The following is a 14,054-nucleotide window of genomic DNA, read 5'->3' on the forward strand; positions in this document are numbered from 1 at the left end:
CGCAGGGGGCCGGATGCCGGTGAAGGCCGTCGGCGGTCCGGCGGGCCCGCCGGACGCGACCCGATGCCCGCAGGTCAGGGTCATCAGGTGTTTTCCTGCCGTTCGGCATGGACCGCTCCTTTCCTGGATAAAATCACTGCACTTATGCACGGTTACGACGAGCACGACCAGGCAAGATGGGTGCCGGAACCTCCCGGCAACCCGGAGAGAGGCCCGTTCGAGCGGGACCGGGCGCGGGTGCTGCACAGCGCGGGGCTGCGGCGGCTGGCCGCCAAGACCCAGGTGGTCGGGCCGGGGGAGACCCTCGGCAGCGGGCAGCACATCCCGCGCACCCGGCTGACCCACTCGCTGGAGTGCGCGCAGATCGGCCGGGAGATGGGCCAGTCGCTCGGCCGCGACCCCGACCTGATGGAGACCGCCTGCCTGGCCCACGACCTCGGGCACCCGCCGTTCGGGCACAACGGGGAGACCGCGCTCAACGAGCTGGCCGCCGGATGCGGCGGGTTCGAGGGCAACGCCCAGAGCCTGCGCCTGCTGACCCGGCTGGAGGCCAAGGTCGTCACCGAGGACGGCCGCAGCGCCGGGCTCAACCTCACCCGCGCCTCCCTGGACGCCGCCGTCAAATATCCCTGGACCCGCGAGACGAGCCCGAAATACTGCGCCTACGACGACGACCTGGCCGTCTTCGAGTGGATCAGGGAGGGCGCGCCCGAGGGGCGGGTCAGCTTCGAGGCCCAGATCATGGACTGGGCCGACGACGTCGCCTACTCGGTGCACGACCTGGAGGACGCCCTCCACTCGGGCGCCGTCGCGCCGCAGGCGCTGCGCGAGGCCGGCGAGCGCCGTGAGGTCTGCGAGACCACCCGCGACTGGTACGCCCCGGACGCCGACACCGGCGAGCTGGAGGACATCTTCAGCCGGCTGGTCGCCCAGCCGCTCTGGCCCCGCCACTTCGACGGCTCCCTCGCCGCCCTCGCCGCGATCAAGGGCCTCACCAGCTCGCTCATCGGCCGCCTGTGCCGCTCGGCGCAGATCGCCACCCGGGAGGCGTACGGCCCGGCCGCCGGCCGCCACGGCGCCGACCTGATCGTGCCCAGGGCCACCCGCCTGGAGTGCGCCCTGCTGAAGGGGCTCACCGCCCACTACGTGATGACCAGGGACGCGCACAACGCCAACCAGGCCAGGCAGCGCGAGCTCATCCACGACCTGGCCCACCTGATCATGCTGGGCGCGCCCGGCACGCTGGAGCCCGCGCTCCGGCCCTCCTTCACCAGGGCCGGCGGCGACGCCGGGCGGCTCCGCGTGGTCGTCGACCAGATCGCCTCGCTCACCGACACCTCCGCGGTCACCTGGCAGCGGCGCCTGTCCGGCCGCTGAAGCCCTCACCCGGCCACGCCCCGGCGGCACCGGGGAGCCGTTGCCCGGCCGTGCCCCGGCGGCCGTGCCGGGAAGCCGCCTTCCGGCGCGGTCCGGACCGCCTCCAGGTGCGTGCCGGACCGCGGCCAGGCCCGCCCGGGGCCGCTAACCGCCGATGGTGATGTTCTCGTCGTCCGGCTGCGGGGGCTTCTCGGTGGCCTTGGGCTTGGCCGCCGGCTTGGACTTGCACAGGGTCGCGCACTTGGGCGCCGCCCCGGTCTGGGCCATCACGGCCTGCATCTCGTCCTTGGGTGAGAGCGTGCGGTTGCCGTTCAGCCAGGCGTCCAGGTAGTTCCACGGCTTGACCATGCCGCGCCGTACCCACCAGAGCGCGGGCTCGGTCTTCCAGGAGATGGCGAAGTAGAGGTTGCTGGCGGTGGAGCGGGCGTTGCCCGAGTTGCCGACCTGGCCCAGGACCTGGCCCGCGCTGACCCGCGTCCCCGGCTGGATCCCCGGGGTGACCCTGTCGAGGTGCCCGCCGAGGTAGCGCACGCCGTCGTCCCCGATGACGGTGACGAACCGGCCCTCGCGGTCGGTCCCCCGGTCGGTGGAGGGCCTCCAGCGGTTCTTGGTGTTGACCTCGTGGACCACGCCGTTCACCGGCGAGACGAACGAGCACCCCTTGCCCGCCCAGATCGTGGTCTTGGGCAGGACCAGCAGCCTGCTCTCGTAGGTCACCCGGCAGCCCCTGACGGGGAAGACGTAGGTGTGGTCGGACACCTTGGGCGGCGGCACCTGCACCGGGTCGTCGGCCTTGGGCCGGTCGACCGTCACCCTCACCTTGGGGACGGGCGTCTCCGTGGGCGCCGGAATCGTCGCGGTCACCGCGCCCGGCGCCGCGGCGACCGCCTCGGCCACGGGAGCCGGAGGAAGTGTGCTGATACCCGCCACGCCGCCCGGTGAGGCGCAGGCCCCGGTGACGAGCGCCGCGCTGGTTACCGCGGCCAACCGTGCTATATGCCCCGATCGCATGATCTCCACCCGCGTAACTTATCGAGAATCAGCCTTTACCTTTGTAACCGACCTTCCGATTGGTCACGACCCGTTCGAGAAAGTCGTCCCCGTCGTCCGGCTCCGACCTGTCGGAGGGCCCCACTAGACTCACGGCGTGGCAGGCCGGATCAGTGACGAGGACATCGCGCTCGTGCGGGAGCGCTCACCGATCGCCGACATCGTGGGTGAGCACATCCAGCTCCGCAACGCGGGCGGCGGAAACCTGAAGGGGCTGTGCCCCTTCCACGACGAGAAGAGTCCGTCCTTCAACGTCACCCCCACCCGGGGATACTGGTACTGCTTCGGCTGCGCCGAGGGCGGCGACGTCATCACCTTCGTCCGGCGGCTGGAGCACCTGTCGTTCGGCGAGGCCGTGGAGCGGCTGGCGAACCGGGCCGGCATCCAGCTCCGCTACGAGCAGGGCGGCTACGTCCCCGGCCGCGAGCAGGGCGAGCGGAGCCGGCTGATCGAGGCGCACCGGGCGGCGGCGGAGTTCTACGCCTCGAAGCTGACCGCGCCGGAGGCCGCGGTCGGGCGCAGGTTCCTGTCGGAGCGGGGCTTCGAGCGGGTCGACGCCGAGCACTTCGGGGTGGGCTACGCCCCCGCCGAGTGGGAGGCGCTCTCACGCCACCTGATGGCCCGGGGGTTCACCAGCGCGGAGCTGATCAAGGGGGGCCTCGCCAAGGAGGGGCGGCGGGGTCCGATAGACCGCTTCCGGGGGCGGCTGGTCTGGCCCATCCGCGACATCACCGGCGACGTGATCGGTTTCGGCGCGCGGAAGCTGAACGACGCCGAGGACGGTCCGAAATACCTCAACACCCCCGAAAGCCCGCTCTACAAGAAGAGCGAGGTCCTCTACGGCGTCGACCTGGCCAAGCGGGAGATCTCCAAGCGGTCCCAGGCGGTGATCGTCGAGGGCTACACCGACGTGATGGCCTGTCACCTGTCGGGCGTGCCGACGGCGGTGGCCACCTGCGGCACCGCGTTCGGCGAGGAGCACATCAAGGTGCTGCGGCGGCTGCTGCTGGACCAGTCGGGGTCCCACGGCGAGGTGATCTTCACCTTCGACGGTGACGCGGCGGGGCAGAAGGCGGCGCTGCGGGCCTTCGCCGACGAGCAGAAGTTCGTCACCCAGACCTTCGTGGCCGTGCAGGCCGACGGGCTCGACCCGTGCGACCTGCGCGTGCGGCAGGGCGAGGCCGCCGTGCGCGACCTGGTCGCCAGCCGGGAGCCGCTGTTCGCGTTCGCCATCCGCAGCGTGATCTCCCGCTACGACGTGAGCACCAACGAGGGCCGGCTGTCGGCGCTGGACGCCGCCGCGCCGATCGTGGCCGGGATCAAGGACCGGGCGCTGCGCCAGCTCTACGGGGTCGACCTCGACCGGTGGCTGGGCTTCAACAACGAGCGTTTCGTCATGGACCGGATCGCCGAGATCTCCGCCACGGCCCAGCAGCGCCCGCAGCGGCCCGCCGGGCCGCGCCGGGTCGCCGACCTCACCGACCCGGGCGTGCGGACCGAGGCCGAGGTGCTGAAGCTGGCCGTGCAGCGCCCGGCGTTGCTCGGTCCCGGCTTCGACGCGATCGGCCCGGAGGCGTTCACGCTGCCCGAGCACGCCGCCCTCCACCGGCTGGTCATGGACGCCGGCGGCACCGCGGCGGCCGGGCACGGCGGGCGGGAGTGGGTGGACCGGCTGCTGGACGGGGTGTCCGACGCGCTACGCGGGGTGGTCACCCGGTTCGCGGTGGAGGAGCTGCGCGCGGACGTGGCGAACGAGGAGCGCTACGCCTCGGCCATGCTGGCCGCGCTGGAGCTCGTCTCGGTGGCCCGGTCGATCGAGCAGTTGAAGTCGCGCATGCAGCGGACCAACCCGGTCGAGGAGCAGCAGGACTACAACCGGCTGTTCGGCGAACTGGTCGCGCTGGAGCAGCAGCGGCGCGTGCTGAAGGAACGCGCCGCCGGAAGCTGATCGCGTAATTGGCTTTAATTTCCATGCGTTGATTCGACCAAACCCTAATAAGGTCTCGGTTCGATAATGATCCGGGCCTTACCTTCGGTGCCAAAAATAGGTCTGCCATTTTGGGGACCCAATACAGCAGACTGTGTCCCGTGGGTGCATCGGTGCTGCCAAGTGGGCCGCCATCGGTAGACCAGGTGGCCGACCTCGTTGCGAAAGGGAGGGAGCGCGGAAGCGTCACGGTCGACGACGTGGCCGCCGCTCTCGACAAATCCGAGCTGCCGTCCGACGCGCTCGAACGCGTCGTCCGCATGCTCGCCGAACACGGAGTGGAGGTTCTCGAGCCCCAGGGCGATGAGGAGACCACCCGCTCCGATGAGGAGGACGTCGGCAAACGGGCGCCGACCAGCGATCTGGTCCGCATCTACCTGCGGGAGATCGGGCGGGTGCCACTGCTGACGGCCGAGGAGGAGGTGGAGCTCGCCAAGTCCATCGAGGCGGGGCTGTTCGCCGAGGACAAGCTGGCCAACGTCGTCTCGAGGCTGGCCTTCCCGGAGTTCAAGGAGCTGGTCTGGCAGGGCACGCGGGCCAAGCAGCGGCTGATCGAGGCCAATCTGCGGCTCGTCGTCTCCATCGCCAAAAGATATGTGGGCCGCGGGATGCTGTTCCTGGATCTGATCCAGGAGGGCAACCTCGGGCTCATCCGGGCGGTCGAGAAATTCGACTACACCAAGGGATACAAGTTCTCCACGTATGCCACGTGGTGGATTCGCCAGGCGATCACACGGGCCATCGCCGACCAGGCGCGCACCATTCGCATTCCGGTGCACATGGTCGAGACGATCAACAAGTTGGTCCGGGTGCAGCGCCAGCTCCACCAGGATCTGGGCCGCGAGCCGGCGCCCGAGGAGATCGCGCTGGAGATGGATCTCCCGATCGACCGGGTGATCGAGATCCAGCGCATCGCGCAGGAGCCCGTCTCGCTGCAGTCGCCGATCGGCGAGGAGGACTCCGACCTCGGTGACTTCATCGAAGACGCCGACGCGGTCGTGCCGATGGAGGCCGCGGCCTTCATCATGCTGCAGGACCAGCTCGACGACATCCTCGCCACGCTGTCCGACCGTGAGCAGCGCATCATCCAGCTGCGCTTCGGCCTGGCCGACGGCCACCCCCGGACGCTGGAGGAGGTCGGCCGGGAGTTCGGCGTGACGCGGGAGCGGATCCGGCAGATCGAGTCCAAGACCCTGGCCAAACTCCGCCATCCGACCAGAGCTCAGATGCTCCGCGACTATCTCGACTGAGAGTCCGTACGGCGAAGGCCCCCTGGTGCGTGTCCCGGGGGCCTTCGCCGTTCCCGGCGTCGGCGCCCGCGCCCGCCGGCCGACGGTGGCGCTTGTCACATCCGCCTGGGGGTCACCCGGTTGGCGGATTGAGGTAAGGGGAAGCTAAGTTAGGGACGCCTGACCGACCATCAGGCGCCCCAATGCCTCCCGTCCGTCGTTCCGCCACCGCCCATGGCCTCCTCGCCCCGCCCGCACCGCCGCCGGACCGCTGTCCGGCCCGGCCGAGGTCGCGGCCGGTTGGTCTTTCACGAGAAGGGGAAGAGATGCCCGATCTCAGCCGACGCAGGCTCCTGACCGGCGCGGGCCTCGCCGTGGGCGCCGGCGCCGCCGCCGTCGCGGGCGCAGGCTTCGTACGACAGGCGCAGCCGGAGCCGGTCCGGGCCGACACGCCCGGCGCCTCGATCCCGTTCCACGGCCCGCACCAGGCCGGGATCGCCACCCCGGTCCAGGACCGGCTGCACTTCGCCGCCTTCGACCTGAGCACCGACTCCCGCGAGGCGGTGGTGGCGATGCTGAAGGCGTGGACCGCCGCGGCGGCCCGGATGACCGCGGCGCAGGAGGTCGGCGGCGGGGCGACGGGCGCGGAGCTCGCCCCGCCGGACGACACCGGCGAGGCCATCGGCCTGCCCGCCTCGCGGCTCACGCTGACGGTGGGCTTCGGCCCCACGTTCTTCGACAAGCTGAAACTGCCCAGGCCGGACCGGCTCAAGGAGCTGCCGCGCTTCCCGGGGGACAAGCTCGACCCGGCCCGCAGCGGCGGCGACCTCTGCGTGCAGGCGTGCGCCGACGACCCCCAGGTCGCGGTGCACGCCGTACGGAACCTGGTGCGCATCGGCTTCGGCACGGCGTCGGTCCGGTGGTCCCAGCTCGGCTTCGGCAAGACGTCCTCGACCACGCCGGACGCGCAGACCCCGCGCAACCTGATGGGCTTCAAAGACGGCACCGCCAACATCGCCGGGACCGACGGCAAGAGGCTGGACGAGCACGTCTGGGTGGGCGAGGAGGGGCCCGAGTGGATGCGCGGCGGCTCCTACCTCGTGGCCCGGCGGATCCGGATGCACATCGAGACCTGGGACCGGACCTCGCTGAAGGAGCAGGAGGACATCTTCGGCCGGACCAAGCGGGAGGGCGCCCCGTACGGGGGCACGCGCGAGCACGACTCCGTGGTCCTGGACAAGATGCCGGCCGACTCCCATGTGCGGCTGGCCCACCCGGACTCCCTGGGCGGGGTGACGATCCTGCGCCGGGGCTACTCCTTCACCGACGGCAGCGACGGCCTGGGACGGCTGGACGCGGGCCTGTTCTTCCTGGCCTACCAGCGTGACCCCGAGAAGGGGTTCATCCCCATCCAGCGCGCCCTGGCGGCCAAGGACACGCTCAACGAATACATCCAGCACGTCGGGTCCGGCGTCTTCGCCTGCCCGGGCGGGGTGCAGCCGGGCTCCTACTGGGGCGCGGGACTCCTCGCCTGACCTGAGGTCCGGCCGCCGGCCTGACCTCAGGGGCCGCCCGCGGCCGGACGGTCCCCGGGGCCCCGGAGCCGGTCCGGCCGGATGGGCCCCTCCCTCAGCCGCCGACGGACACGAGCACGTCCTGCGCGCGGTGGTCGGACATGCCCCGGGGGTCCAGGAGGTCGTAGCCGTGGACGGTGGCCGCGGAGGTGAAGGTCCAGTCGAGCTGCCACAGGGCCGGCCCGCCGGCCGGCCAGGAGGCGGGCAGCAGGTCGGGGCAGGCGCGGTCGGCGCTGGAGAGCCGGCCGGACAGCCACCCCAGGTCGCCCATGGCGCCGGTGGTGTTGAAGTCGCCGGTGACGACGAGCGCGCCGCGGTTGGCGCCGACGTCGGCCTCCAGGCCGTCGAACTGTGCCCGGCGGGCGGCGTCGCGGTCCCGTAACCCGGTGTAGAACCGCGAGGTCAGCGGGCTGTCGTCCAGCATGTACTGGGTGGGGACGTGCACGTTGTAGACCGACAGCACGGAGGCGCCGACCCGCAGGTCGGTCCGTAGGACCTTGGCCAGGTCGAACGCCGCCCGCCACGGGGAGCCGGGGCCGAGGGCCCCGGCCGGCCCCAGCGCCCGGGCCGAGACGATGGGCAGGCGGGACAGCGTGACCAGCTCGCCGTCCACCGCGAGGTGGTATCCGGGGAACTCCCGGCGCAGCCGAGCCAGGTCGTCGATCTGCCGCGGGGCGCCGCCGGACCAGTGCAGATACTCCTGGAGCGCGTAGACGTCGGCGTCGCGGGCTCTGAGGAAGGCGTAGAAGCGGTCCGGGTCGTCGTCCTGGTCCCAGTATTCGGTGTTCCACGACAGCACGCGGAGCGCGCCCGCCGGGGCGGCGGCCCCGGTGCCGCCGGTCAGCGCACCGGGATTGAGCCCGCTCTGGCCCGCGCCGAGGATGAGGGAGGCGGCCGCCAGGACCGCGCACCACCGCCGGGTCCGGCCGGCCCGGCCGGTCAGCGGCACGGCGGCCAGCAGCAGGAGCGGCGCGGCGAGATAGACCAGCGGCGGCACGAGGTCCGGTACCAGCCACAGCCAGAACCGGCCCGACAGCAGGTGGTGCAGGACGACGAACGCCAGCCACGCCGCGGCGGCCCAGGCGAGCGCCCGGGCCCGCCACCGGGGCGTACGGCCGGCCGGCGCGGGCGGCCGCCGCGCCGCGGCGCCTGTCATGTCCGCTGTCCCCGCTGCGCCTGTCATGTCCGCCGTCTCCGCTCCGCCGTACACGCCCTTCAGCCTCCGCTCCGCAGCACGGCCGGGGCCGGGACGTCGTAGACCCCGCGGAAGCGCCGGGACACCAGCCACTGCGCCGCCCCGGCGGCCACGCCACCGATGATGACGAGGTTCACCAGGAAGTGCACGCCGACGAAGAACACGCCGAAGAGCGGGCAGCGCCGGGCGAACACATACCGGTACATGCCCGCGTCACAGGCCAGTGAGACGGCCAGCCAGAGCGCCGGTACGGCGGCGGCCGCCGGGCCCAGGAGCAGGGGCAACGGCAGGGTGAGGGCCGCGAACGCCGCCGCCAGGGAGGCCCAGGCCCGGGAGGCGGTCTCGTAGCCCCGCGCGAACCTGCGCCGCCGGGCGTACAGGGGCACGCGCAGCCGGCCGCGGTGGAAGAGTTTGCGCAGCAGCGCCCCCAGCTCGCGGTCGTGGCCCATCCGGCCGCGCACCGCCGAGGTGATCACGACGGTCCGGCGCAGGCTGAGCCGCCGGCCGTAGTCGACCTCCTCGGTGTGGCGCAGCAGCGGGTTGAACGGTCCCGTCTCGGCGAAGACGTCCGCGCGGATCGCGAACATCGCCGACCACAGGAAGGAGACCTCGCCCTCCGAGCCGATCGACCAGTAGTGGTGCTGCAGGGCGCGGTAGTCCTCGGTCCGGGTGGAGCGGATCAGCGGTTCGGGGTCCTCGATGCCGCAGACGGCGCCGAGGCCGGGGTCGGCCTCCAGGAGCGCCACCGCGGTGGCCACCGCGTCGGGGGCCAGCGCCACGTCGGAGTCGACGAAGAACAGGATCTCGCCGGCCGCCCGGGCGGCCCCGGTGTTGCGGGCCACCGCGGAGCCGCCGTTGGCCGGGGTCCGGACGACGGGCACCCCCATGGACTCCGCGATCGACACCGATCCGTCGGTGCTGCAGTCGTCCACCACCATGATCTCCAGGGGGGAGTGGGTCTGCTCCCGCAGGGCCGCCAGGCACAGCGGCAGGAACCGCGCGTGGTTGTAGTTGGGCACGATGACGGTGACCAGTGGACGGTCCGGTCCCATGGGTTACCCCGCTTTCGGATTCTGGTCCAGGTTGGGATGACGGCTCGGGGCGCGGCGCGCGGGCGGCCCGGCGCCGCGGGCGCTCTCCCCGGCGGCCGGTGAGACGACCACGTCCTGCAGGTGGTGGGTGGACATCCCCTCGGGGGAGCGCAGGTCGTAGCGGTGCACGCGCAGGCCGGGCGAGGTGAGGGTCCAGTCCATCCGCCACAGCCGCAGCCCCGCGAAGGTGAGCGTCGCCGGGTACGGCGACCGGCCGGCGCGCGCCGCGTCGGCCAGGCCCGCCAGCCGCCGGGCGTGTCCCGTGCCGGGCAGCGTGTTGAAGTTGCCGGAGACCAGCACGGGGTTGCGGTTACGGCCGAGATCGGCGCCCAGCGCGTCGAACTGGGCCGTCCGCGCGGTGTCCAGCGCCGCTATGGACCGGTAGAACTCCCGGCTCAGCGGGCTGGAGCTGAGGTAGAGCATGTCGTAGAAGTGCACGTTGTACACCGAGACCAGGCGTCCGCCGACCCGCAGGTCGGTGCGGAGGGCCGCGTCCGTCCAGGAGGGCGCGAGCGGGTTCGGGTCCGCCCCCAGCGCCGCCTGGCCCGCCACGGGGAGGCGTGAGATCGTCAGCAGGCCGCCGGCGGTCGCGATGTGGTGGCCGGGGAACTCGCTCCGCAGCCGCTCCCCGTCCCGCAGGGGCAGCGGGGCCCCGGGGCCGCACCCCGAGTGCTCCTGGAGCAGGTAGACGTCGGCGTCGAACCCTTTCAGGTAGGCGAAGAAGCGGCCGGGGTCGTCGGTGGTGTTCCAGCAGTAGGTGTCCCAGGAGACGACGTGGAGCGCGCCGGGCGGGGCGGCCCCGTCCCCGGCCCGTGCCCAGGGTGCGCGCGGGTTCAGCCCCGACTGGTCCAGGCCGAGGGCGAGGGCGGCCGCGGCGAGCAGGGCCGTCCACACGCGGGCGGTCCGGGCGGTCCGGACGCGGCACAGCCGGAGCACCGCGAGGGCGGCGAGCAGCGCCGCCGGCAGCAGCGCGAACAGCAGGGGCGGCACCATGAGGTCGGGGACGACCCACATCCAGGTGCGGCCGGTGAGCAGCCGGCGCAGCGCGATGAGCGCCACCTGCGCCGCCGCCAGGCTGACCAGCACCCGTTCGAGGCGGGACAGCCGCGTGCGGGCGAGCAGAAGCATCGCCACCGCCCCGAGCACCAGCAGCGGCCCGAGGCAGAACATCAGGAGCGGCAGCGCGCCCCCCCACCACCAGAACCTGCCGGTCAGCCAGTTGGCCAGGGCGGACAGCAGCCACACCGCCGACCCCCCGAGCGCCACCCGCACCGCCCAGCGCCCCGCCGCGGTCCGCCGCCGCTCCGGCCCGCCCTCTGGCCCGGCCACCGCCCCGCGCCGCTCCGGCCCGTCCTCCGGTACGGCCGCGCCCGGCGGGCGGGGCCCGGCGGTGCGCCCGCCGGGCCCCGATCCGGAGGGACCCGCGGTCATGCCGCCGTCCCCGCCGTCCCCGTCGTCCCCGCCGTTCCCGTCGTTCCCGTCGTCCCCGCCGTCCCCGCCGTGCCGGGCGCCCGGTCGCGGATGCGCAGCCAGAACGAGGCCGGGCGGTAGGACTCGGTGAGCCCCAGGCGATGCCAGAGCGGTTCCACCAGCCCGCGCAGCCGCGCGTCACCCTCGATGAACGCGTTCGGCAGCTCGGTGTCGAACCGGGCCGGGTCGGCCAGGAGGAAGGCCGCGAGCAGATACTGCTCGGAGTAGTGCCGCCAGCGCCACTCGGGCGGATAGTCGCTGGGCAGCAGGATGTCGTGCAGCTGCACCAGGACGCCCGGCCGCAGCAGCGGCAGGATCTCGAAGAAGAAGACGGTCACGTCCGACCCCATGAAGACCCGGTGCGACCCGTCGAGGAAGACGATGTCACCGGCCTCCAGGTCGGCGAACAGCCCCGGGTCCACGCGCTCCAGCGGGCTGCGGAGCACCGTGTCGCACAGCGCGTCGACGGTGGCGCGCGGCGCCGGGTCGATCGAGGTGACGTGGGTGCGCAGACCGTGGTCGTCGATCGCGCGGCGGACGAACTTCGTGGAGTTGCCCGAGCCGATCTCGACGTACCGCCGCGGCGCGGCCTCGGTGAGGAAGCCGTACAGCGCGAGCGCGTCCAGCGGCGGCAGCCAGCCGTTGTCCCAGTACGGCGTGGTGCCGCCCGGGTGCTCCCGCACCGGGACGGCGGCCAGGTGCTGTTCCAGGGCGAGGAAGCGGGTGAGCCGCTCGGCGTAGCGGGCCCGGCCCCGTTCGAGCAGCGCCGCGATCTGCGGGTGGTCCGGCCTGCCGTACCCGAAGCGCGGCTCCGGCCGGGCGGGGTGGTCGATGAAGATCGGCCGGCGCAGGCCGAAGGCGGACAGGACCGTGCCGTGCACCGCCGGGTGCCGCTCCAGCCACGCGAAGGGCCGGTCGGCGAGGGGCAGCGCGGCCAGTGCCCGCAGCAGGGGGCCGCTCACCCGCCCGGCGGGGAGCTGGCGGACGAGGTGGCGGAGCTGCTCGCGGCCCGGGGAGGCCGGCGGCGGGCCGCTGTGCGAGGTCGACGTCATGACGGGGAGGCTCCTTGCTGTCGGGTGAGTCGTGCGTGCTGGTCCCCGGCGGGCGGGGTGGGGCGGTGACCGCGCCGGCCGGTCCGGGCGAGCCAGCCCAGGACGGCGGCGGTCGACGCCAGGTCGGCCACGGTGATCAGCACCCGGCTCAGCGCGACCAGCGTGACCAGGCCGCTGCCGGTCAGCAGGGTGGCGACGGTGAGCCCGAGGACGGCCTCGCGCGGGCCCAGCCCGGAGGGCATCACCAGGGTGAGGACCCCGGCCACGGTGGACAGTGCGAAGCCGCCGACCCCCACGGTCAGGGCCCCGGACAGGGGCGCGCCGAGCGCCACCGCGAGCACCGTGACGTGCAGGCCGCTGATCAGCCAGCCGGTCGTCATCAGCCCGGTCACCGTGAGCAGGACGCGCCGTCCGGGCAGGACCGGCGGGACGTCGCCGCGGCGCAGCACGCGCTGGGCCACGCCGAGCAGCCTCTCCAGCAGCCGGGGCAGGGCCGCCGGCACGAGCGCGGCGGCCAGCGCCGGCAGCAGCGCCCACCACAGTGCGTCGGCCGCCACCAGCCGGGGCAGGGCGACCAGCCCGACCGCGAGCCCGGCGACCACCGCCAGTCCCTGGCTGGCCACGAAGGCCCCGGCCAGCCTGGCCGGGGGCTCACCGAGCGGCCTGGCCTGCGCGGCGTGCGCCACCGCGGGCCAGACACCGCCCGGCAGGTAGCGGGTAAGCCCGGCGAGGAAGAACACCCGGACCGCCACCGGCCAGGGCAGGCGGGTGCCCAGCCCGGCCAGCAGCATGCGCCAGCCGATGAAGCCGGGCACCCCGCCGACGGCCGCCAGCGCCGCGGCGAGCAGGGCGTTCCCCCAGCCCACCAGCCGCAGGCTCGCGCCCAGCCCATGGCGGACCCGCCACAGTTGATAGCCGAGGAAGCCGGCCACGAGCAGGTAGGCGGCCACGCGCAGCCCGGCGAGCGCCCGGCGGCCCGCCGGGGTGGCCAGGAGGCGGCGGGCGTCCCGCACGGCCGTCACGCGGGCGCCTTGGCGTACAGGCGGCGGAACGAGCGCGAGGTCAGCCACTGGACGATCCCGACGCCCGCCCCGGCCGCGATGGTCAGGTTGACGAGGAAGTGCATGCCGACGAAGAACAGCCCGAAGCCCGCGCCCCGGGTGGCGAACACGTATCGGTACATCTTCCGGTCGATGCCCAGCCAGGCGGCCAGCAGCAGGGCCGGCAGCGCCGCCGACCACGCGGCGCCGGTCAGCAGCGGCACGGGCAGGGCGAGGAGCGTCAGCGCGGCGGCCAGGCTCGCCGCCGACTCCGGCGAGCCGACCACGCCCGCGGCCCGCCGGGGCTGCAGGAAGAACGGCACGTGCACGCGGGTGCGGGTGAAGACCTTGCGCAGCGCGATGCGCAGGGTGGCGTCGTCGTCGTGGCGCCCGCGCACGGCCGAGGTGAGCAGCACGGTGTAGCGCTCGTTGAGCCGCTCGCCGATGTCGGCGCCCTCCGACTGGGTGAGCTCGGCCGTCCACGGCCCGACCTCGGCCCACACGGCGGCGGGGAAGGCGATGATGGCGACGGGCAGGAATCCCTTGATCGGGCCCTCGGCGACCAGGTACCAGTAGTGGCGGTAGAGGGTGCGGTACTCCTTGACCAGGCTGTCACGCCGCAGCGGGACCGCCTCGTAGTTGCCGGAGACCGCGCCGATGCCGGGGTCGGACCGCAGCAGCGCCACGGCCTGGGCGACCGCGTCGGGGGCGAGCGCGACGTCGGAGTCGAGGAAGAACAGCACCTCGCCCCGCGCGTGCGCCACGCCGAGGTTGCGCGCGACGGACACCCCGCTGTTGCGCGGCGTGCTGAGCACCCGCACCCCGTGGGCCTCGGCGACCCGTACGGAGTCGTCGGTGCTGCAGTCGTCCACGTAGATGATCTCGATGGGGGAGTACGTCTGCTCCTGGACCGAGCGCAGGCACAGCCCGAGCACGTCGGCGTAGTTGTAGTTGGGGATGATGACCGAGACGAGGGGCGTGGCGGTCAT

11 protein-coding genes are annotated in these 14,054 nt (G+C 73.3%); 4 read left to right on the plus strand and 7 right to left on the minus strand.

The annotated features are described in order from the left end of the window. The first annotated feature begins 144 nt into the window (after positions 1 to 144). Complete coding sequence (locus tag ACZ6R6_RS02035; protein ID WP_470089403.1) at positions 145 to 1,377, plus strand: deoxyguanosinetriphosphate triphosphohydrolase; 1,233 nt, start codon at positions 145 to 147, stop codon at positions 1,375 to 1,377. Positions 1,378 to 1,521: 144 nt separating this feature from the next. Here the strand turns inward: ACZ6R6_RS02035 and ACZ6R6_RS02040 are convergent, their stop codons facing one another. Next, positions 1,522 to 2,364, minus strand: a complete 843-nt coding sequence (locus tag ACZ6R6_RS02040) for a M23 family metallopeptidase (protein ID WP_470089404.1) — start codon at positions 2,362 to 2,364, stop codon at positions 1,522 to 1,524. Between the two features lie 160 nt (positions 2,365 to 2,524). Between ACZ6R6_RS02040 and dnaG the strand changes: the two genes are divergently transcribed. The 3 genes from dnaG (at position 2,525) to efeB (ending at position 7,178) form a co-directional block, all read left to right on the plus strand. After that, positions 2,525 to 4,375 carry a DNA primase gene (gene dnaG / locus ACZ6R6_RS02045; protein WP_470089405.1) on the plus strand — a complete coding sequence of 617 codons (1,851 nt, stop codon included), beginning with the start codon at positions 2,525 to 2,527 and terminating at the stop codon, positions 4,373 to 4,375. A gap of 185 nt (positions 4,376 to 4,560) precedes the next feature. Next, positions 4,561 to 5,664: an RNA polymerase sigma factor RpoD gene (gene rpoD / locus ACZ6R6_RS02050; RefSeq protein WP_470089407.1), complete on the plus strand. Its 1,104-nt coding sequence runs from the start codon at positions 4,561 to 4,563 to the stop codon at positions 5,662 to 5,664. A 305-nt stretch (positions 5,665 to 5,969) separates the two neighbouring features. Beyond that, entirely contained in the window at positions 5,970 to 7,178 is a 1,209-nt protein-coding gene (efeB, locus tag ACZ6R6_RS02055) for an iron uptake transporter deferrochelatase/peroxidase subunit (protein ID WP_470089408.1), read from the plus strand. Positions 7,179 to 7,272: 94 nt separating this feature from the next. Here efeB and ACZ6R6_RS02060 read toward each other — a convergent pair whose 3' ends face one another. Genes ACZ6R6_RS02060 through ACZ6R6_RS02085 form a run of 6 tightly spaced genes read right to left on the minus strand, consistent with a single transcriptional unit; the run spans position 7,273 to position 14,054 of the window. Next, positions 7,273 to 8,373, minus strand: coding sequence for an endonuclease/exonuclease/phosphatase family protein (locus tag ACZ6R6_RS02060; RefSeq protein ID WP_470089410.1), 1,101 nt, complete (start codon positions 8,371 to 8,373; stop codon positions 7,273 to 7,275). A 59-nt stretch (positions 8,374 to 8,432) separates the two neighbouring features. Continuing rightward, positions 8,433 to 9,464, minus strand: coding sequence for a glycosyltransferase family 2 protein (locus tag ACZ6R6_RS02065; protein WP_470089411.1), 1,032 nt, complete (start codon positions 9,462 to 9,464; stop codon positions 8,433 to 8,435). A 3-nt stretch (positions 9,465 to 9,467) separates the two neighbouring features. Then, entirely contained in the window at positions 9,468 to 10,934 is a 1,467-nt protein-coding gene (locus ACZ6R6_RS02070; protein WP_470089413.1) for an endonuclease/exonuclease/phosphatase family protein, read from the minus strand. Beyond that, positions 10,931 to 12,025 carry a class I SAM-dependent methyltransferase gene (locus ACZ6R6_RS02075; protein ID WP_470089415.1) on the minus strand — a complete coding sequence of 365 codons (1,095 nt, stop codon included), beginning with the start codon at positions 12,023 to 12,025 and terminating at the stop codon, positions 10,931 to 10,933. Before ACZ6R6_RS02075 ends, ACZ6R6_RS02070 begins: the two co-directional genes overlap by 4 nt. Further along, positions 12,022 to 13,047: a hypothetical protein gene (locus ACZ6R6_RS02080; RefSeq protein ID WP_470089417.1), complete on the minus strand. Its 1,026-nt coding sequence runs from the start codon at positions 13,045 to 13,047 to the stop codon at positions 12,022 to 12,024. The genes ACZ6R6_RS02075 and ACZ6R6_RS02080 overlap by 4 nt, the downstream gene beginning before the upstream one ends. After that, positions 13,044 to 14,054: a glycosyltransferase gene (locus ACZ6R6_RS02085; RefSeq protein ID WP_470089419.1), complete on the minus strand. Its 1,011-nt coding sequence runs from the start codon at positions 14,052 to 14,054 to the stop codon at positions 13,044 to 13,046. The genes ACZ6R6_RS02080 and ACZ6R6_RS02085 overlap by 4 nt, the downstream gene beginning before the upstream one ends.

The organism is Streptosporangium sp. NPDC048886 (assembly GCF_055586905.1).